Genomic DNA, 18,873 nt, shown 5'->3' on the forward strand with positions numbered 1-18,873 from the left:
CACTTCCAAACCATCCAAAAACGATCGCAACCGAGTTGTACTTCAACCCACTCCATAGTCAAACGAGTTTTGTCCTCTCCAAACAGTCCAATATGGTGTTAGAATAGCGAACGACATAATTTGTCCGCTGGAAATGGGACAAAACCCGGTACGGGGTTTCGATAGACGCCTCTTAGCCATGATATTATGTCACCAGAGTACAGTCACGGAACCGTACACTTTCTTCAACTGTTTCGAATCGCCGCGTGTTTAATCCCGAAAACTCCCGTGAGTCCACCCATGACTCAAACAGTTGTTGTACTCTTGACAACAGATAAAAAATCAATAGATAATTGGTACCATGTACAGGTCGATTCCCACGGTACTGGTAGCGGTAATGCTCGTCCTAGCCGGTTGCACCGGCGGTGCCACACGCCGACAACAAAGCGATCCGCAAGGCCGTGCTGTTGGCTCAGTACGGCGACCTGATGCAAAGCTGGATTCGCTACGAACGCACTCGGTTGGCGGGCGAAGAGGTTGCGACACCCAGCGACGGTATCGAACCCGCATCCTCGATGTCATCTTCATTGTCCGAATCGGCCGCAGACCTCGGGGAGTGGGAACGTCGTTCAACCGATTTGCAGGTGTCGCCGACCTACGCGGAGCGAATCGAACGGTTCCGGCATCACTTCGAATCGGGAATGGCAGTCGTCGGTGACGAATCGCTAGACCGAGAGCTATCGATTCTCACGTCCCTATCGGCGCACGAATCGAGCGGGGACGAGTAGTCTTTTCAAAAAAGAGTCGGTAGCTGTTTTCCGTCGGCAGTTCAGTGTCCCCGTTCGATGAGATAATCCGCGATCTCTTCGAGCAGGTACCGTGACTCGTTGTCCGGAAGGACGCTGAGGCGGTCTTTCCCGCCCTGTACGAGTTCCTGTGCTTTCTCCCGCGCGTAGTCGATACTACCGGCGTCTTCGAGTTGCTGTACCGCCTCCTCGATTTCCGCCTCGGTCACTTCGCCGACATCGTCGGTTTCGACCAATCCGTCCACATCGACGCCCTGATTGCGGGCGTGGAGTGTGATGATGGTCTGTTTGTTTTCCACGAGGTCGCTTCCTCGCTGTTTGCCGAGTTTCTCGCTCGGCACCGTCAGGTCAAGAACGTCGTCCTGAATCTGGAACGCTCGGCCAACGTCGATACCGTACTGGTAAAGCGCGTCTACCACGTCGTCGTCGGCCCCGAGCAGGACGGCGGGAACTTTCGCCGCCGCTCCGTAGAGAACCGCGGTTTTGTTCTCAATCATTTCCAGATACTCCTCGGGAAGCACGTCAGGTCGCTCTTCGAACGCTACGTCGAGGGCCTGTCCTTCGCAGATTTTCGTACAAGTGGATGCGAGCACGTCGAGTGCACGGACACAGCGTTCCGGCGTGGCGTCGGTATCCAGCATGATTTCGAACGCCTTCGAATAGAGCGTGTCACCGGCCAGAATCGCCGTTTCGGTGTCGTAAGCTCGATGAACAGCCGGGACGCCCCGGCGCAAGTCGTCGTCATCCATAATGTCGTCGTGGATGAGCGTGAACGACTGGATGACTTCGATGCTCACCGCGGCGGCCATGATGTCTACTTCAGTGCCGTCGAGTGCCGGGAACTTTCGGTAGGCTTCCGACATGGGTTCGACGTCGGCCAGCGCGTCCGCGACCAACATCGACACCGTCGGTCGAAGACGCTTACCACCTGCGTCGAGCAGGTACCGCGACGCTTCGTAGAGCCGTTGTGGCTCGACGATTGGAAGGTCTTCTTCGATGGCCTCGTTGACCAACTCGCGTCGCTGTTCGACCGTCTGCATGACGAGTTCTTCGCGTGATTCCGTGCTCGCGTCTGTCATATCAATCGACAAGCTGGATGAGGTTGCCGTTTCGCGTAGCGTGGAGGTCTCGGCCGAGGCGGTAGCCTTGACTCTCACAGAGATCCACGTACGGCGCGTAGCCCTTCATGTTCTGGTGGGCCGGAATGACGTGTTGTGGCTGGAGTGCATCGAGCATCTCATAGTGGCCTTCCTCACGGAGGTGGCCGGAAACGTGCACGTCGTCGAAGATCCGCGCGCCCTGCATCTTCAGGAGTCGCTCGGATTGATAGCGCTGTCCCTCGTTCGTCGGCTCCGGAATGACGCGCGCGGAGAAGACGACTTTGTCGCCGTCTTCCAGTTGGTACGGCGTCTCGCCGCGACCCATTCGGGTCAACATCGCGCGTGGCTCACCCTGGTGGCCGGTGACGATTGGGAGGTAGTTCTCCTTGCCCTCCTTCATGATGCGTTTGAACGTTCGGTCGACCGATTTCCGGTGGCCGAACATGCCCATGTCCTCGGGGAAGTCCACGAAGTTCAGGCGCTCTGCGGTACCGGAGTATTTCTCCATCGAACGACCGAGCAGAACCGGCGTCCGACCGATGTCGTCGGCGAACTCGACGAGGCTCTTCACGCGGGCGATGTGGCTGGAGAACGTCGTCGCCACGATGCCGCCATCGTAGTCCTGGATGCTGTACAGCACGTCTTTCAGGTGACGGCGAGCGACTGCTTCGCTCGGCGTGCGACCTTTTCGACCCGCGTTGGTACAGTCCTCGATGTATGCGAGGACGCCGTTGCCCTCGCGTCCGATTTCACGGAAGCGCTTCATGTCGATGGGGTCGCCGAGAACCGGCGAGTGATCCATCCGTTTGTCGAGTCCGTAGACGATGGCACCCTCTGGGGTGTGAACCACAGGGTTGATTGCGTCGATGATGGAGTGTGTGACGTTGACGAATTCGAGTTCGACTTCGTCGCTCAATTGCATCGTCTCGCCCGCTTCCATCTTCATGAGGTCGTTTTCGACCCCGAATTTCTCCTCGCCCTGAATCTGCTGTTTCACCAGTTCGATGGTGAACGGCGAGGCGACGATGGGTGCGTTGTATCGGTGAGCCAACTTGCTGATGGCACCGATGTGGTCAAGGTGACCGTGCGTCGGGACGATAGCCTTCACGTCGCCTTCGAGGTCGGACATGACCCGGTCGTCCGGGATCGCGCCCATGTCGATGAGGTCGAGGCTGTGTAGTTTTTCGGTTTCAACGTTGTCGTGAAGGAGCACCTTCGACAGGTTCAGTCCCATGTCGAAGATGACGACGTCGTCTCCCGCGCGCACGGCAGTCATCTGCCGTCCAACTTCTTCGTATCCGCCAATGGTTGCAATTTCGATTTCCATAGTTGCTTTTCCTCAAGCATTGAAACGCCACGCAGCGTGGCGGTTGCGTTGCTCACTGAAATCCTCGCGGGGCCGCGAGCGTCAGACCCCGGCGTCTTACAGCACGTCGGTCTGGCACTCGCGCGCGGCGTAGCCGCTCGCCCGCGAGTTGCCCAGTCTGACTCCACTTACGCCCCCGGGTAATAAAAACTGCCGGGATTGTGTTCGTCGAGCGCTAGTATCAATCGAGATTGAATTTGATTTCCGAGTGTTTCGCGTCGTGAAATGTGGGCTTCGAGGACGACTGGTGTGTTTGTTGGTGAAGTCGTGTGTAGCCTATTGCAACCGACTTCGATAGAATCGCACATCCACCAGACTGACTCCATCGCTCCTCGGTTCACCCCGTTGTCCTCATCCAACTTCCGAATTGAGCTATTCAAAAAGGAGTACCAGAACGCCCATCAGAGAGACAACGGAGCTGTCAACGCGGGTTAGTGTCACTTTCCACTCCGCAGGTTCGACCCTATACCACGACCGTTTGCTTCGAATCGAGTCACTCTCCGAGTTTCGCAGACTTGTATGGCCAAATTACACCAGGCAATCCAGCCAGCAGGATAAAAGAACCGACAAGGAGCGCTTCTATGGTGTGCATACTTTGCCTGAACGAACTTCGGTGTATCGGCCTTCTGGTCACCTCCATTTCGTCACACTATCGACGTTTTTGCTAAGATAAAACCAATTGTCACGGTGCCGAACGAGAAGGCACGCCGTCGCTAGTCGTCGGCGCTGACCGGCGCGTTCTGCACTTCGATTTCGCCCGAATCCAATTCGGCTTCCACCTCGCGCGCGGCCTGCACCATGTTTGCCATCTTCCCGTACGCCACCTCACGCGGAAGTAGTTTCAAGCCACAATCCGGGCTCACGGTCAACTGTTCGGGCGGGACGATTTCTAGCCCTTTTTTGATGTTCGCCTTGATTTCCTCGACGCTCTCCACTTCCGCGGTGTGGGCGTCGGTCACGCCGAGCGCGAGATTCGCGGAGAATTCCGGATCGCGGAACACGTCCAGTTGGTCGTAGTCACCGTTGGCTAGTTCGAGGTCGAACTCGTCCACCGGGAACTCCAAAATCTCGGGATAGATGCGCGAATAGTCGCCGTAACAGACGTGCAGACCGAGATAGACATCTTCCGGAATCCCGTCCGCGATTCGCTCCAGACACTCGCCAACGATGGCGTGGTCATCCGGCGTCGTCGCCAGCGCTGGTTCGTCGATCTGGATGTAGCGCGCACCCGCATCGACCAACTTCTCGATTTCCTCGTTCACGAGATCCGCGAGGTCGTACGCCAGTGACGCTTCGTCCTCGTAGGCTTCGTTGAAGCTCCAACTCGCCAACGTGTACGGGCCAGTAATCGGTACCTTGACGGGGCGCTCTGCAACGTCGCTGGTGAACTCGTACTCGTCCACGAGCCACGATTCGTCGTACTCGACTTCGTTTACGACGCTCGGTTTGTCGAAACAGTTGTGTCCCCACACCTTCACCGGGCCGTTGAATTCGTAGCCGTCGATGCGGTGTGCGAAGAACTCGACCATCTCGTTACGCCGCATTTCGCCGTCAACCACGACGTCCAACCCTGCGCGCTCGTGTTCGTCCGTGATGAGTCGGCAGGCGTCGTCTTTCGCCTCGTTCCACGCGTTCTCATCGAAGTCCGCCTCGGGGTCGTTGTACAGGTCACGCACCCTGTCCACCCATTTCGGTTTCGGGTAGCTTCCGACGACCGTCGTCAGGATGAAGTGGTCGGTGTCGTGGTCGTTGGGGCGGAACTGGTTTCGTGCGTCTTGTGTCATAGTGTCACCTCCTCCAACTGCGCGGCTTCAGCCAACGCCGAAAGTTTGTCCTCGAACTTGCTGTACGGCAGATAGAACGTCTCGGTGTTCGTCGTCAGATACACGGTGTCGAACTCGTTGACGGGCGTGTTCTCCTCGAACCAATCGACGCGCTCGGCGATGGTTTCGGGCGATTCGACCAGCGTGTTCTGCCCGTCCACGAGTCCGAGCGAGACGGAGTCTTTCGTGCCGTACTCGTTTACGTTGGACAGACAGCCATCATGGTCGCTGACGAGGTCGTAGCCCACTGCGTCCACATCGGCGTCGAGCAGGTGTGCGTGAACTTTCTCGTCTAACGACCCGAAGTAGGGTTGGGCGACGACTTCGGCATCGGTCGCATTCGCAACCACGTCGATGGCGTCGCTTGCTCGCGCGTCCTCGCCGTCTTCCGGTGGGTTCTCCACGAGCGACGGTTCGAGGAGGAACAACGTCTCGATTTCGGGGAACGCATCGACTTCGCCCGCGAGGAAATCGGCGACTGCTGCGAGGAACTCCTCGTCGTCATTGTAAAACTCGTCGGTCGCCAAATCCGCGAGCGAGTTCGGACCGGGAAGGATGGCTTGCACATCGTCTGCGAGTTCCGTGGTGGCTTCCAGTTCGGCGGCCACGTCGCCGTCGAACGAGAGTTCGTTCACGACCACGGGGTCGCGGTAGAAGTTGTTGTTGTCGTAGTAGCGAACGATACCGCCCGTTTCGACGGAGTCGTGAACCGTGAGCGGGTGGGCGAGCATGTCGTCCCAGCGTAGTTGGCCCTCGACGATGCGGTCGAGTCCAGCCTTCCGTTGCACCGAGACGACTTCTTCGCGAGCCTCGTCGTAAACGGCGGTCAGTTCCGGCCCCTCGTCGCCGGTAATGAGGTCGTCTTTCTGATGGCCTTTCAAATCGGAGAGGTCGTCTTTCGCCCAGTCCGGGAGCGGAAACACACCCGGTGTCGTTGCGATGCGCTCAGTCATGTACCCGACCCTATGATATGCCGGTGTTTAATATTTTCCGTTCTAAATAATGCTCAAGAGTAATTAGAAAATCAGCGGACGAGTTTCAGTATCGACAGCGTCTCGAAGGGAAACGATTCGTCGCGAAGTGCGACCGCACTGAATCCGTTTTCACTCGCTCGGGAGACGACTTCATCGACCCCCGAGAGGCTACTTACGAGGAGATACACCCGACCGTCGGGCGCGAGTACGCGCCCGGCCGAGTCGAGAAACGGGTCGATGATTTCCCGCCCCGATTCACCGCCCGAAAGCGCGTACTCCATCCAATCGTCGCGTTCCTCGTCCGAGTCGGTCGGGAGGTACGGCGGATTGAACAGTACGGCATCGAAGACGCTATCCCGAAACGGTGCGACGAGGTTCCCTCGAACTGCTTCGACGCCGCGTTCGCGCGCCCGCTTACACGCGTGTGGATTCACGTCCGAACCGAGGACGCGAGCACCCGTCTCGGTGGCGACGAACTCGGCCACGTATCCCGACCCCGTACCGACTTCAAGCACAACGTCGCTATCAGTCACGTCGTCCGCCACCACTTCGGCAAGCAGGCGAGAGTCTTCCGCCGGTTGGTACACCTCCGTCTCGATGCCGCGTCGTTCGGCGAGGTTCGTCATTGTTCACCACCGTCGTCGTTGTCACCACGCTCCTCGGCGGGTGGCTGGACGGTATCCTCCCCACCATCCGCGGTCGGTCCTAGTTCGCGCTGTCGCTTTCGTGCGACCTGAAAGCCACCCGTTTCCTGTCGCCCCGAGAGTTCGCGCTGGGGGAACGGAATCTTGATTCCGTCACGCTCGAACGCCTCTTTGACCGCACCCATGACTTCCGTCCGAGCACGCCATTTTCGCCGGGCACTGGGCTTGTCTATCCAAAATCGCAGGCCGAGGACGATGGCCGAGTCGCCGAACTCCTTCGTCACGACTTCCGGGGAGGGAACCGTCAACGCATCGTCTACCTCGCTCATCGCCGATTTGGCGAGTTCCGCCGCCTGCTCTACGTCCGCGTCGTAATCGACGCCGACATCGACTTCCAGTCGGAGACGACCTTTTTGACTCCGATTGGTAATCGTGCTTCCGCCGACCACTTCGTTTGGAATCATCACGAACTCGCCGTCGAACGTCTGGATTCGCGTGTTGACGATGGAGATATCGGTCACGATTCCTTCTTTTTCTTCGATTTCCACCCAATCGCCGATTTCGAACGGACGGGAAAACATCAACATGAATCCTGCCAACAGCGACCCGAGCGTTTGGCGGGCCGCCATCCCGACCACGATACCGAGGAATCCGGCACCGACCAACAGGCCGGTGAGGTCAACGTCCCAGAAGCCGAGGACGGCCGCAAATGCGACGACGTACACCGACACCTGCGCGACGCGAACCATCACCTGAGTCTGGTGCTGGGAAAAGACATCGCGTTGGCTTGTCATTCCCTCGATGGCTTGTTTGAAGATGCCGGCGGCGACATAGGCAACGGCGAGTGTTACGACGGTTAACGTGACTTTGAAACCCGTCCATTCATTTATCAACTCATCCACCAATTTTCCCCAATTGAAAGTGAAGATGATCGACGTGTTGACCACTTCCCAAAGAAACAGCACCGTCACACCCGCAAGTATGAGATACACGCTCACTCCGCCGACTACGATGACGTTCGCTAGTGCATCCGGCATCCTCTCCTGCAAGCGTGGGCGTCCTCGCCACGCAAGAACGAGAACTGCAACTATCGAAAGCGCGACGAAGACGGTGATAAATATCCGAACGTCGAGGATGCCGATATCACCGATTTGTCGATACAGGTTCTGCATCAACCACCACCCCGGCCGTACTCATTCGCGACCCGCGCCATCGCCGCGAACTGCGCGGGGGTGACGTTTCCGGCGCGCTTTCTGAGGATGTCCTCACCCAGCACGTCCGGGTCGGGCTCTTCGAGCGCGTCCACGACCGCGTCGGCATCGTCCAGCCCTGAAATATGTGCCGTGTTGCGAATCGCGTTCCGGATTGTCTTCCGGCGCTGGGTGAACACCGCCTTCACGAAATCGAGGAAGAACTCCTCGTCGTCCACTTCGTAGTCCGGGTCTCGCGGCGACGTGCGGACGATTGCGCTCGACACCTCCGGCGCGGGCGAAAACGCCTCGCGCGGGACGACCTCGACGATCTCCACGTCGGCGTAATGCTGTGCCGTCACGGACAGTCGCCCGTAGTCGTCCGTTCCGGCCTCGCCAGCCATTCGCTCGGCGAACTCCTGTTGGAACATCAGTATCATGGGCTTTCCCAGCGGAAGCAGTCGAAACGTGATTTCGCTGGATATTCCGTACGGCAGATTGGCGATACAGGCGGTGAAATCTGGGAGTTCGACACTCAGTGCGTCCCCTTCTACGACGGTCAGCCGTCCTGCCTCACAGTCGTCCGCAAACTCCCGGCGCAAGAAATCGGCAAACTTCGGGTCACGTTCGACCACCGTCACGCGGTCAGCAACCGCCAGCAGGCGGTCGGTTAGCACGCCCGGGCCGCCCCCGATTTCGAGGACGCGTGAGAGATCCAACTCCTCGGCGTACTCCGGTACTCGGTCAACGACTCGGTCATCGATGAGGAAATGTTGGTCACGGTTCGGGTCGGCCCGAACGCCCGCTCTGCGAATCAGGGCGTCAGGGTCTCTCGTACCGTGTTCCTCGCGTGGCGAACGTCCCATCGTTATAGTGGCTTACCGGAGCGAGTGGCGTAAACCCACCGAGTTATGGTGAGAAGCGTCAACGCTCACCTGAACGCGACCGAGAAGCGGAATAAAGGCAGCGCTCATGAAAATAACTGTTCACACAAACCGGCCGAAGACCGTGGAAAAGAATCAGTCCCGCCGGGCAAACGTCCGATACTTCAGGTCGTCTTCACGGATCTCTTCCAAAATCCGTTCGACCAACACGTCTTGTGGCTTGTGAAGGCCCGATACACGGTCTTCGAGGTCATCGAAGCTTTCGAAGGGTTGGCGCTTGCGCGCTTCAAGCACGTTGTTTCGCAGTTTCTTCCCAATTCCCGGCAGCAGGTTCAACTGATGTAGTCGAAGGGTAATCGGTTGAGCATCGTTGTAGAAGTTCACGAACCGCTCCTCGTCACGTTCGACGATGTCCACGACGGCATGTTCGAGTTCCGATTGGGAAGCGGACGTGAGGTCGCTGTACCCGATTTCGTGGAGTTTTTGGATGTTTTCGCGGGCTTCCGGCGGGTCGACGGGGATGCTGTCGCCGATACCGACACTCGTCTCCTTTTCGAGTGTGAGTTCGAGGAGGCGGAAGTCCGATTCAGTCAGCGCGTACGCGACGGGTTCCTTCTGGTACTGCGGACGGTCATCCTCCGCACGTCCGTGAGGGAGAAAGTCGAGCACCACAGCCACTGCTTCGCGGCCACTCTCGGATTCACTCATTGCCCGACAGTACGGCGACGAGTAACTTAAAGAATCGGTGAAGTCACTCGTACTTCGCGACGACGTTCAGAATTTCGTCCAACTCGTCGCCTGAAAGGGCGAAGCGTTGCTGAGCGTAGATTGCCCGCAGTTCGTCGCGGTCTTTTGGCAGGAGGTCGGTGATTTTGAACGCGGTTGGTTCGTCCACCTTCTCGAGTTCGAGCAGTTCGCTCACCAGTTCGCGGGACTCCTCGGCGTCGAGGGCCGCGAAGCGGTTGACGTGCTCGATGGCTCGCGAGAGGTTATACGGCATCTCTCGGGTTTCGTCCAGCGCGCGGTCTCGCTCGACTTCGGCGAGCAGTTCCTTGGCTTCCGCCGTAGTGAGGTAATCCTCGCTGAGCTTTTCCTTGAAAATCGTCATGCGTTACTCCTGTGCGCGGAGGTGTGCTGGCTTGGTGATGAGCGTCTTCTCTTTTTTGCCATCGACGATGAGGACTTTGTACGCTTGGCCCTGCTTGCCAGCGACTTCGCCCGTCCGACCGTTGAATCGTGGGTGGAAGCGTCCTTCACGAACGCTTGGGTCGATTTTGAGGTGGACTTTCTGTCCCTCCTCGTACTGCTGGACGGCGCGCTGTGGTGGCGAGGTGCCACGTTCACGAGGGTTGTTCGAGAGCTTTTCGCGAGTACTGTGGTTAGGTCCGTGCGAACTCGGCATAGTCGTATGACGCTCTTGTTCGGTGACCGTTATAAAACGTCCGTTCCACGACGATGGCGAGAGGGTGTATTTTCCTCATACAGGACGTTTATTTGTGGATGTCTCACACTGTTGGTCGGGCTTGTAATTGCTTTCGGAGCAGTATGCACCACTTGGAAGTGAGCAGTTCGTGTTTTTGTGAGGCTGGTATCCGGTAGCTGAGTTCCTATGAAGGCGGTGTTGGGAAATCACGACTCCAATGAAACCGCCACCGCATCCATAGGCCACGCCCTTCCCAACCGATTCCTTCGCTCCTACGTCGCTCAGTCATCCCTCGCGCGGCTTCGATACGAGTCTTCGGACGTAAAGTCCTCAGTTTCGTGCCAGCGCGCACCTCCGTGGTTGGACGGGAGCCCGAATTGTCGCAATCAATTTGGCGCGTGCGTCGGCAGGTCTGCGGGCGAATCGCCCGCAGACCTGTTGATTATCACGCGAGGGATGACCGAAGCGAGCGCCAGCGAGTGAGGGAGTCGGTTGGGGAGGAATGTGGGCGGAGGCGGTGCGATCTCATAGGAGTCGGCAGTTGCTACCAGCTTGGAAGCAGAACAATCGAAACGAGTGATACAGAAAACTCCAACATAGCGGCAATTCCGGCGAAGAAGGGGAAGAATAACCTGTCCGCACTGCGTCCCCTCGCGCATGACCGACAGCGACGATTTCCAGTTCGAAACGCGTTCCATCCACGCGGGACAGGAACCCGACGAGGAGACGGGCGCACTGATGACGCCCATCTACGCTAACTCGACATACGTGCAGGACGGGCCGGGCGACCACCGCGGCTACGAATACTCGCGCACGGGCAACCCGACGCGCACCGACCTCGAAGACAACCTCGCCAGCCTCGAAGGTGGCGAGTTCGGTCGCGCTTTCTCCAGCGGGATGGGAGCAATCAACACAGTCCTGAATCTGCTTTCTTCCGGCGACCACGTCATCGCCAGCGAGGACGTGTACGGCGGTACCCACCGTATCTTCACGCAGGTGTACGAGGATTACGGCCTCGAATTCTCCTTCGTGGACATGACCAGTACGGACGAAGTATCCGACGCAGTCCGGGACAACACGAAACTGCTGTGGGTCGAAACCCCGACGAACCCACTGCTTAACGTCGTGGACATCGCCGCGATGTCTGATATTGCCGAAGATGCCGACGCCCTCTGTGCAGTGGACAACACCTTCGCGACGCCGTACCTCCAGCGCCCGCTCGAACTCGGCGCGGACATCGTCTCGCACTCCCTGACCAAGTATCTCGGTGGCCACTCCGACGTAGTCGGCGGCGCGCTCATCACGGACGACGAGGAACTGGACGAGCAGTTCGGATTTTACCAGAACAGCGTCGGCGCGACCCCCGGCCCACACGACTGTTTCCTCGTCCTGCGCGGAACCAAAACGCTCGGCGTTCGAATGGACAGGCACTGTGACAACGCGCGCGACATCTCCAGCTGGCTGGATGACCACGAGGCAGTTGAGACGGTGTACTTCCCCGGTCTCGAATCCCACCCGAACCACGAACTCGCGGCTGAGCAGATGGACGACTTCGGCGGGATGGTCAGCTTCGAACTCGATGCCTCGCTCGAAGAGGCCGCGGAAGTCGTGGCCGAGACTGAAATCTTCACCCTCGCCGAAAGCCTCGGCGGCGTCGAATCGCTCATCGAGCAACCCGCGACGATGACCCACGCTGCGATTCCGAAAGAAGAACGACAGGCCGCAGGGCTGTCGGACGGCCTCATCCGCGCCAGCGTCGGCATCGAGCACGTGGATGATTTGAAGGCAGACCTTCAGCAGGCGTTCGACGCCGTGCTGGACTGAACGAACGGGCGAAGTTCACCCAAACTATTTTTTGCGGAGAAATCTCGCCGAGCAAACGATAAACGAGCCACTCATCGAGCGAAATTGCGAAAACAAAAAAGAATCGGAATTAAATCCGGCCGACGTTCTGCACGTCAACGCTCTCGACGCCTTCGACGGACGAGAACGACTCCTCGACAGCTTCCGTGCCACCGGCATCGTCGGGGACGATGACGGTCGGCAGGAGCGCGACGAGTCCGAACGCGACGTCGTCACGCTCGAAGCCGTTTATTTTCGCTCCTTCGGGGAGCGAGTCTTCGAGTTTTTCCTGGAGATCGTCGAGGTCGATCTCGGGGCTCTGCGGCATAACCTTGACTTTGGCTGCGACTTTTCCCATTGTTTACGGTCCGAGGAACCCACAGTCGGGGCACTCGTAGAGGTTGCTCTGTTTTCGGCACTTCGCACAGCGGTAGATGGTCTGCCCACAGTCGGGGCACTTGAACGACGCGGCGTTCGTGCCGGAGATGTTAATCCCGCACGAGACGCATTTTCGCGCCTGCTTTTGCGTCTGACTCATACCCCCACGTTCCGCCGCGCGGCTTTTAACGCTTCCCTTCTTGATTCGAAGTCGTCTTCGGAACAGGCGTTAGAACGCGCCCGTCTCGACGGTGGTGTCGGCGTGGAGGCTGTCTTTGACTGCGTCGTGAACCTTACAGAGTTCGAACGCGCGGTCGATGACGTTCTGGGCCGTTTCGTCGTCGGTCTCGGCTTCCCATTTGATGTCGAACGAGACGGAGTCGAGTTTGTCGTTGTCGTTCAGACCGCCATCAACCGTGATTTCGATTTTGCCGAGGTCGCCAGCGCCGCGCTGTTCGCCGCCAACACGCAGGGCGGGAACGTAGCAAGAACCGTATGCCGCGAGCAGTGTTTCGAGCGTGTCGGGCGCGTCCTCGCCCGTCGCGTCGATGGTGAGCGAAAAGTCGCGAACATCGTTCTCAGCACTGTAGCCTGCTTCCGACGTAGTAGTGACTTCTGGCATTGCAAGTTGCACGTCTGTCGCAACACTCCTAAGGTTTGTTCTTCCGGCCTCACTTGTCGGAGTGAAGGTATTGATTTTGAGTATCTTGTTTTGTTGCCGTCTTCGGAGTTGATTTGTTTGGTTAGTCGATAGCAGTTGCCGACTCCAAAAGACCGCAACCGCCACCGTAGTCTCCCCACACCTCCCCGCCAGCGCGGGAGTGCGCTCGCGCCTCACTTCGTTCGTCGCTCAAGCGATTCGCGCTGACGCATCCGTGCGGCTGGCCAGTCAAGCTACGTGGCGCGCGCTGGCACTGGCCCAAGAAACGTCCCTCAAACAGGTATCCACAACAGCATTGAAAAAAACCCGTCCGAACGCCAGCTCTTAGTACGAGATTTCTTCCGTGAGGTCGAACGTCTCGTCGCCTTCCAAGATACGAACGTCGGTGTCACAGCCCGCAGCATCAACCTCTCGTCCGAAGTCCTCGGGATCCTGCTCAATCGGTGGGAACGTATCGTAGTGCATCGGGAACGCGAAGTCAACGTCCAACCAGTCCACGGCGATGGCGGCCTGTGCCGGCCCCATCGTGAAGTGGTCGCCGATAGGAACCGCAACGGCGTCGGGTTCGAGGTACGGCCCGGTGACTTCGCGCATCTCGACCATCAATGAGGTGTCGCCCGCGTGGTAGAACGTTTCGCTTTCTTCGTCTGAAACCTGCGTCGGCTTCGTATCCGAGATGACAAATCCGGCGGGCATTCCGGCGCTGGTACCGTAGCTCGTATCGATACCGTTGGTGTGGTCGGCACGAACCATCGTCACGTAGGCGTCGCCGCACTCGACGGTTCCGCCGATGTTCATCCCCATGCCGCCGACGGCGTCGTAGTCGCCGAAGTTGTCGTTGCAGTAGCCGACGAGTTCGGGAGTCGCAACCAACGTCGTTCCTTCGTAGCGGTCAACATCACCGATGTGATCCGCGTGCCCGTGCGTGAGAAGGAGGTAATCCGGGTCGAGTTCTTCCGGGTCGGTGTCGGTTTTCGGGTTGTCGAAAAAGGGATCGATGAGGAAGTCGGTGTCGCCGACGGTTACGTGCCACGTCGAGTGTCCGTGCCAAGTGAATTTCATGGTACGGATTTGGGTAGGGCGTAATTCGTCTTAAAAGATGTTGGCGATATGTGGGGCGTTACCGGAGTCCGAACGATTTAGACCCCCGAATACGACATCGCAAGCATGAAACGAGTCCGATTCCGCGACCCAGCAGGCTCGATTAGAACCGGCGAATGGACGGACGGCAAACTTCAGTTCGGCACTGACAGCTACGACCCAACCGAGGTCGAAATCCTCGCACCAACAGACCCGACGAAAATCGTTTGCGTCGGGTTGAACTACGCAGACCACGCGGCAGAGCGGAACAAGGACGTACCCGACCGTCCACTGTTGTTCCTCAAACCACCGAACGCAGTCGCCTCGCACGGCGATACGGTCACGCTTCCCGGTGGCAAGGAGCGCATCGACCACGAAGCCGAACTCGGCATCGTCATCGGCGAGCAATGTCGCAACGTCGCCGAAGAAAACGCAATGGATGTCGTGGCCGGGTTCACGTGCGCGGACGATATCTCGAACCGCGACGACCAAGACCGCGAGCAAAACTGGGTGCGCGGCAAAGCATTCGACAACTCCTGTCCACTCGGCCCGGTCGTGGCCACGCCCGACGAAGTTCCCGACGACGCCGCAGTTAGACTGCGCGTGAACGGCGAACTGCGACAAGAATCGTCCCGCGACCAGTTCATCTTCTCCGTGCCGGAACTCATCGCGGAAATTACGACCTACCTCACGCTCGAACCCGGCGATGTGGTGATTACCGGCACGCCAGCGGGAGTCGCACCGCTCGAAGACAGCGACAGCGTCGAGGTCGAAATCGAAGGTATCGGAACGCTTTCGCACGACGTTCGGATTCCGTGAGACGGGGATAGATATCGAGATTTCTCACTCTCGAAACTTTCTACTCGGTACCGGACTCGATGGCGAACCGTTTCATCCCAAAATGCAACCAGACCGGAAGGGCGACCGTAACTGCTGTGTAGCCGAGCCAGATGGTGTCGCTCACTTCGCCACGGAGTTCCACGATAGCGAGTCCGAGAGTGAGTATCACCAGCACGAAAAGCCGCGTTCCGAACCATCTCCTGACTCGTGCATCATCAGCGTTCTCCGCGTTGCCGCCGTACCCTGCGATGAGTGACTTTTGCCCTCGGTAGATACGCCCCGCGAGGATGCCGAGAAAGCCAGCGACGAAGAACAGTATCACTGCAGTGAGGGCACTCATTGCTCGAAATTTGTGTTGGAAATGAAATAAATATGCCGTTCGCTGAAATACACAGCAACGAACGTAAAAAATCCAGCTATCCGCCGATTACAGCGAGTCCCACGCGTTGAGTGCGCGGTTCCATGAGGTCACGTCCGCAATCCACCGTGCCGCGATTACTTTCTTCAGCATTTCCGCCGGGACGGAGCTGAAGGTACTGATAGGCAAGTCGACGCCGCCTGCCTTGACATCGTGTGCAACCGCCTCGTCTCCGATGGAAATGACGGTTCCCTTGTCGTTGAACGTCCACGTGGTGAGCGGTTGGCCGCGGATTTCGCGGGCGATGTTCTCGCCGACGACTTCGGCGGCCTGCCACGCGGCCTGTGCGGTCGGCGGTGCAGGGTTCTCTCCCTGGTCGATGATGGCACAGTCGCCGATGGCGAACACGCGCTCGTCACTTGTCTGGAAGTTTGCCTCCGTTGTGACGCGGTTGTGCTGGTTGTCGAGGTTGCAGTCGTCCATCGCTTTTCGGCCGGTGACACCGCCCGTCCAGACGAACACGTCGTAGTCGAGTGGGTCGCCCTTGTCGAACTGGATTTCCGACTCGGTGGCTTCGGTAATCGGGTCGTCGGTGAGGATGTTGATGTCCTTTTCGAGGAGGTGCTTTTTCACCGTGCCCTGCAGTTCCGGATCCTGCCCGGGCATGATCTCGTCCATCGCTTCGACGAGGTAGATGTCGATCGGCGCGCGGTGTTTGTCGCGGTACTCCGCAATTTCACCGGCGCTCTGGATACCCGACAGTCCAGCCCCACCGATGACGATTTTCGCGGGGTCGTTTCGCGAGGCAGTTTTCGCGGCCTCCTTGACCTGGTCGTGAATTTCGAGCGCGTCGTCCAATCCCTTCAGCGTGAGCGCGTTCTCGGCCATTCCGGGGATGCCGTAGAAGGCGGTCTCGCTTCCGAGGGCGACGAGCAAGTAGTCGTAGTCGATGTCGTTGCCGTCTTCGAGTTCGACAGTTCGGTCTTCGGTATCGACGGCGGCGACCGTATCTTGCACGAACCGAGTGCTCGACGATTTGATTTCGTGAATCGGGAGCGTTATCTTGTCTTTCACCCGTGGGTCGCGAATGACCCTGTGGGATTCGTGCAGCACGAGGTGGTAATCTGTGTCCGACACCCACGTAATGTCGGCGTCATCGAGTTCTGCTTCGAGTTGCTGTATCGCTCCGGCACCAGCGTAGCCAGCACCGAGAACGACAACCTTCGCAGTCATACCAGAATCTCTGGAGTCATGCGATACAAAGGTGTTGAAACCCGCAGCAGGATGCATGACAATCCCACTCTCGGTGTTCCCTGATTCGTCGGCTGCAAGGTTTAAAGGTAGTCGGAGCAAATAAACCGCACTATGGATAAGCAGGACTTACGGAAGCAGGCACACGACCTCGACGTAACCGTTTGGGTCGGCAAAAGCGGCCTCGGTGCTGTCACCGACGAACTGGTAAATCAGCTGAAAAACGAAGACCTCGTCAAGGTGAAGTTCCTTCGGGCAGCCCGCGGTGGGTCTTCGACCGACAAACTCGCCGACGAACTGGCTGACGAGGTGAACGCCGAACTCATCGAAACACGCGGGAATACGGCGGTGTATCACTGATGGTAGACCCACTCCCCGGACTCACACAAGTGATGAGTGACGAGTTGGCAGAAATTGTCACCCAATCAATTTATTTCGTCGTTTCGTTCATTGCTATCTATTTCATCGGGCGTGCCGTCGTTATCCCGATTGTCAGACGGTTGATGGACAGTCGAGGGTATGAGGAAAGCATAAAAAATCCGCTCACCAAGGTCACGCAGTTCGTCGTCTTGTTCGCGGCAGTCGCATTGGCGTTCGGCTTCGCCGGTTTAGGAAACTTCCTCACCGCACTCGCAACCGTCGCCGCCGCCGCAACGCTCGCCATCGGTTTCGCGTTGCAGGACATCATCGCCAACTTCGTGGCTGGCGTGTTCATTTTCACCGATAAGCCGTTCAAAATCGGCGACTGGATCGAGTGGGACGGTGGCAGTTACTCCGGCATCGTCGAAGACATCGACCTGCGTGTAACGCGGGTTCGAACCTTCGACAACGAACTCCTAACCGTGCCAAACTCCGTCTTAACCGACGGCGTCATCAAAAACCCCGTCGCCAAGGACAGACTTCGCATTCAGTTCCTCTTCGGCATCGGCTACGACGACGACATCCACCAAGCGACGGACATCATCGTCGAGGAAGCCGAAAACCATCCGGAGATTCTGGACACACCCGAACCGTCCGTTCGGCTTACCGAACTCGGCGACTCCGCGGTCGGACTCAAATCGCGGTTCTGGATTGCAGACCCGAAACGCGGTGACTTCGTGAAAACGCGCGGCGAGTACGTCACCGCCGTCAAGGAGCGATTCGACGCGGCAGGCATCGACATGCCGTACCCCCACCGCCAACTCACCGGCGGTGTCGAAGTCGCCAACCCCGCCGAACTGGAAGCTGTGAGCGGGGATTAAGTATTACCGCCAACTGTTTTTTCAATTGGTCTGAAAGAGTGTTAAAGTAGTTCGAGTCGTCATTTATCCGTATGGACGAGAAGAGGCGTGCGTTCCTTTCGACAGTTGGCATCGCCTCGGTCGGTGGAACCATCGCGCTCGCCGGTTGTGCCGGGAACGGTTCGAATGACGGCAAAGCAGGGGGAGCGACGACTCGCACGACCACGCAGACGCCGGACGGAAACGGTGGAAAACCAACGCAGACCGTCACGACCTCGAAAATACGCGCCGGAACGGAACAGGAAACGACCCTTTACGAGATTCAGCATGACAGACCCGGATCGACCGCGTTCGTGGTCGGAGGGATGCACGGCAACGAGGAGAGTGGGTATTGGGCGGCCCAGGACATCCTAAAGTGGAAAATCGATGCCGGAACGCTGGTCGTTCTTCCGGAAACGAACACCCAAGCGGTCGAACACCACCGTCGCAAGTGGCCCAAGGGAATGGATTTGAATCGGAAGTTCCCTGTCGGAAAACCGCCGGAAAACGCGCTTGCAGAGGAGATATGGGACACGATAGTGGGCCACAGCCCGGATGTGCTTATCGACCTCCACAGTTCGAAAGGAATCCTTCGACGGGAGGGAGACGAGGGTGTCGGCCAGAACGTCTTCCGGTCGAGACACGACGAGGTGACTCGAAGCATTCAGACCGCAATCGAACTGCTGAACGACGAGTACGTTACGGGATACGACCCGATTTACGACTTCGTCCAGACACCCGCTAGCGAGACGAAGTACGCGACTGCACCGATGCTCGTCAACAAGACGCGACACGACCAAGAGATGCCGTCGTGTCTGTTTGAGGTGACGCAGGACGACGTGAAACCGAAGAAACGAACACAGTGGACGAAAGTGTTCGTCGCCAGTATGCTCGATACGTGGGGAATCCGACCGTTGCAGTCGGACGAACAAAAGACGACGACTGAGACGACCGCCACCACGAATCAGTAGTCCGTTGTTACTCGGCAGATTACCCTAATTCGGGAGATGGTTAC

24 protein-coding genes are annotated in these 18,873 nt (G+C 58.2%); 8 read left to right on the top strand and 16 right to left on the bottom strand.

The genetic code is table 11. The features are described 5' to 3' along the window. Positions 1 to 404 precede the first annotated feature (404 nt). Entirely contained in the window at positions 405 to 767 is a 363-nt protein-coding gene (locus tag ACN2TU_RS04590) for a hypothetical protein (protein ID WP_435153339.1), read from the top strand. Between the two features lie 41 nt (positions 768 to 808). Here ACN2TU_RS04590 and idsA3 read toward each other — a convergent pair whose 3' ends face one another. After that, a complete protein-coding gene (gene idsA3, locus ACN2TU_RS04595) occupies positions 809 to 1,864 on the bottom strand; it encodes a geranylfarnesyl diphosphate synthase (RefSeq protein WP_435153341.1) in 1,056 nt (351 codons plus the stop codon). Between the two features lies 1 nt (position 1,865). Beyond that, a complete protein-coding gene (locus tag ACN2TU_RS04600) occupies positions 1,866 to 3,212 on the bottom strand; it encodes an RNase J family beta-CASP ribonuclease (protein ID WP_435153343.1) in 1,347 nt (448 codons plus the stop codon). A 36-nt stretch (positions 3,213 to 3,248) separates the two neighbouring features. Between ACN2TU_RS04600 and ACN2TU_RS04605 the strand changes: the two genes are divergently transcribed. After that, positions 3,249 to 3,395 carry a hypothetical protein gene (locus ACN2TU_RS04605; RefSeq protein ID WP_435153345.1) on the top strand — a complete coding sequence of 49 codons (147 nt, stop codon included), beginning with the start codon at positions 3,249 to 3,251 and terminating at the stop codon, positions 3,393 to 3,395. 569 nt (positions 3,396 to 3,964) lie between these two features. Here the strand turns inward: ACN2TU_RS04605 and ACN2TU_RS04610 are convergent. From ACN2TU_RS04610 to ACN2TU_RS04645, 8 genes are all read right to left on the bottom strand, one after another. Continuing rightward, positions 3,965 to 5,035, bottom strand: coding sequence for a methionine synthase (locus ACN2TU_RS04610; protein WP_435153347.1), 1,071 nt, complete (start codon positions 5,033 to 5,035; stop codon positions 3,965 to 3,967). Then, positions 5,032 to 6,027: a 5-methyltetrahydropteroyltriglutamate--homocysteine methyltransferase gene (locus ACN2TU_RS04615; RefSeq protein WP_435153349.1), complete on the bottom strand. Its 996-nt coding sequence runs from the start codon at positions 6,025 to 6,027 to the stop codon at positions 5,032 to 5,034. Before ACN2TU_RS04615 ends, ACN2TU_RS04610 begins: the two co-directional genes overlap by 4 nt. A gap of 71 nt (positions 6,028 to 6,098) precedes the next feature. Next, entirely contained in the window at positions 6,099 to 6,674 is a 576-nt protein-coding gene (locus tag ACN2TU_RS04620) for a HemK2/MTQ2 family protein methyltransferase (RefSeq protein ID WP_435153351.1), read from the bottom strand. Beyond that, positions 6,671 to 7,864: a mechanosensitive ion channel family protein gene (locus ACN2TU_RS04625; RefSeq protein WP_435153353.1), complete on the bottom strand. Its 1,194-nt coding sequence runs from the start codon at positions 7,862 to 7,864 to the stop codon at positions 6,671 to 6,673. Before ACN2TU_RS04625 ends, ACN2TU_RS04620 begins: the two co-directional genes overlap by 4 nt. After that, positions 7,864 to 8,748, bottom strand: a complete 885-nt coding sequence (locus tag ACN2TU_RS04630; RefSeq protein WP_435153355.1) for a 16S ribosomal RNA methyltransferase A — start codon at positions 8,746 to 8,748, stop codon at positions 7,864 to 7,866. Before ACN2TU_RS04630 ends, ACN2TU_RS04625 begins: the two co-directional genes overlap by 1 nt. Positions 8,749 to 8,901: 153 nt before the next feature. After that, on the bottom strand, positions 8,902 to 9,474 hold the full coding sequence (locus ACN2TU_RS04635; protein ID WP_435153357.1) for a DUF655 domain-containing protein: 573 nt from the start codon (positions 9,472 to 9,474) through the stop codon (positions 8,902 to 8,904). Between the two features lie 43 nt (positions 9,475 to 9,517). Continuing rightward, a complete protein-coding gene (locus ACN2TU_RS04640) occupies positions 9,518 to 9,874 on the bottom strand; it encodes an RNA polymerase Rpb4 family protein (protein ID WP_435153359.1) in 357 nt (118 codons plus the stop codon). A gap of 3 nt (positions 9,875 to 9,877) precedes the next feature. After that, complete coding sequence (locus tag ACN2TU_RS04645; protein ID WP_435153361.1) at positions 9,878 to 10,168, bottom strand: 50S ribosomal protein L21e; 291 nt, start codon at positions 10,166 to 10,168, stop codon at positions 9,878 to 9,880. A gap of 207 nt (positions 10,169 to 10,375) precedes the next feature. On the opposite strand from ACN2TU_RS04645, the gene ACN2TU_RS04650 reads away from it, so the two are divergent. Both ACN2TU_RS04650 and ACN2TU_RS04655 read left to right on the top strand, forming a co-directional pair. Continuing rightward, the gene (locus ACN2TU_RS04650) at positions 10,376 to 10,672 is read left to right on the top strand and encodes a hypothetical protein (RefSeq protein ID WP_435153363.1); all 297 of its coding nucleotides are present in this window, start codon (positions 10,376 to 10,378) and stop codon (positions 10,670 to 10,672) included. Positions 10,673 to 10,846: 174 nt separating this feature from the next. Beyond that, on the top strand, positions 10,847 to 12,013 hold the full coding sequence (locus tag ACN2TU_RS04655) for a cystathionine gamma-synthase (protein WP_435153364.1): 1,167 nt from the start codon (positions 10,847 to 10,849) through the stop codon (positions 12,011 to 12,013). A gap of 109 nt (positions 12,014 to 12,122) precedes the next feature. Here ACN2TU_RS04655 and ACN2TU_RS04660 read toward each other — a convergent pair whose 3' ends face one another. The 4 genes from ACN2TU_RS04660 to ACN2TU_RS04675 form a co-directional block, all read right to left on the bottom strand. Beyond that, a complete protein-coding gene (locus tag ACN2TU_RS04660; protein WP_266076663.1) occupies positions 12,123 to 12,389 on the bottom strand; it encodes an elongation factor 1-beta in 267 nt (88 codons plus the stop codon). 3 nt (positions 12,390 to 12,392) lie between these two features. Continuing rightward, positions 12,393 to 12,569: an HVO_2753 family zinc finger protein gene (locus ACN2TU_RS04665; protein ID WP_007978781.1), complete on the bottom strand. Its 177-nt coding sequence runs from the start codon at positions 12,567 to 12,569 to the stop codon at positions 12,393 to 12,395. Positions 12,570 to 12,638: 69 nt separating this feature from the next. After that, complete coding sequence (locus ACN2TU_RS04670) at positions 12,639 to 13,031, bottom strand: OsmC family protein (RefSeq protein WP_435153367.1); 393 nt, start codon at positions 13,029 to 13,031, stop codon at positions 12,639 to 12,641. Positions 13,032 to 13,394: 363 nt separating this feature from the next. Beyond that, entirely contained in the window at positions 13,395 to 14,132 is a 738-nt protein-coding gene (locus ACN2TU_RS04675; protein ID WP_435153369.1) for a metal-dependent hydrolase, read from the bottom strand. A 105-nt stretch (positions 14,133 to 14,237) separates the two neighbouring features. Here ACN2TU_RS04675 and ACN2TU_RS04680 point away from each other — a divergent pair, with 105 nt between their 5' ends. Then, a complete protein-coding gene (locus ACN2TU_RS04680; RefSeq protein ID WP_435153371.1) occupies positions 14,238 to 14,969 on the top strand; it encodes a fumarylacetoacetate hydrolase family protein in 732 nt (243 codons plus the stop codon). A 40-nt stretch (positions 14,970 to 15,009) separates the two neighbouring features. On the opposite strand, the gene ACN2TU_RS04685 is transcribed toward ACN2TU_RS04680, so the two are convergent. Together ACN2TU_RS04685 and ACN2TU_RS04690 are read right to left on the bottom strand one after the other, a co-directional pair. Beyond that, positions 15,010 to 15,330 (bottom strand): hypothetical protein, encoded by a 321-nt coding sequence (locus tag ACN2TU_RS04685; protein WP_435153373.1) that lies wholly within the window; start codon positions 15,328 to 15,330, stop codon positions 15,010 to 15,012. 87 nt (positions 15,331 to 15,417) lie between these two features. Then, positions 15,418 to 16,581, bottom strand: coding sequence for an NAD(P)/FAD-dependent oxidoreductase (locus ACN2TU_RS04690; RefSeq protein WP_435153375.1), 1,164 nt, complete (start codon positions 16,579 to 16,581; stop codon positions 15,418 to 15,420). A gap of 132 nt (positions 16,582 to 16,713) precedes the next feature. Between ACN2TU_RS04690 and ACN2TU_RS04695 the strand changes: the two genes are divergently transcribed. The 3 genes from ACN2TU_RS04695 (at position 16,714) to ACN2TU_RS04705 (ending at position 18,829) form a co-directional block, all read left to right on the top strand. Further along, positions 16,714 to 16,959 (top strand): YhbY family RNA-binding protein, encoded by a 246-nt coding sequence (locus ACN2TU_RS04695; RefSeq protein ID WP_435153377.1) that lies wholly within the window; start codon positions 16,714 to 16,716, stop codon positions 16,957 to 16,959. Further along, positions 16,959 to 17,840, top strand: coding sequence for a mechanosensitive ion channel family protein (locus tag ACN2TU_RS04700; RefSeq protein ID WP_435153379.1), 882 nt, complete (start codon positions 16,959 to 16,961; stop codon positions 17,838 to 17,840). The genes ACN2TU_RS04695 and ACN2TU_RS04700 overlap by 1 nt, the downstream gene beginning before the upstream one ends. Before the next feature lie 71 nt (positions 17,841 to 17,911). After that, a complete protein-coding gene (locus tag ACN2TU_RS04705; RefSeq protein ID WP_435153381.1) occupies positions 17,912 to 18,829 on the top strand; it encodes a succinylglutamate desuccinylase/aspartoacylase family protein in 918 nt (305 codons plus the stop codon). Positions 18,830 to 18,873: the final 44 nt, after the last annotated feature.

The sequence above is a fragment of the Haladaptatus marinus genome (assembly GCF_051194195.1).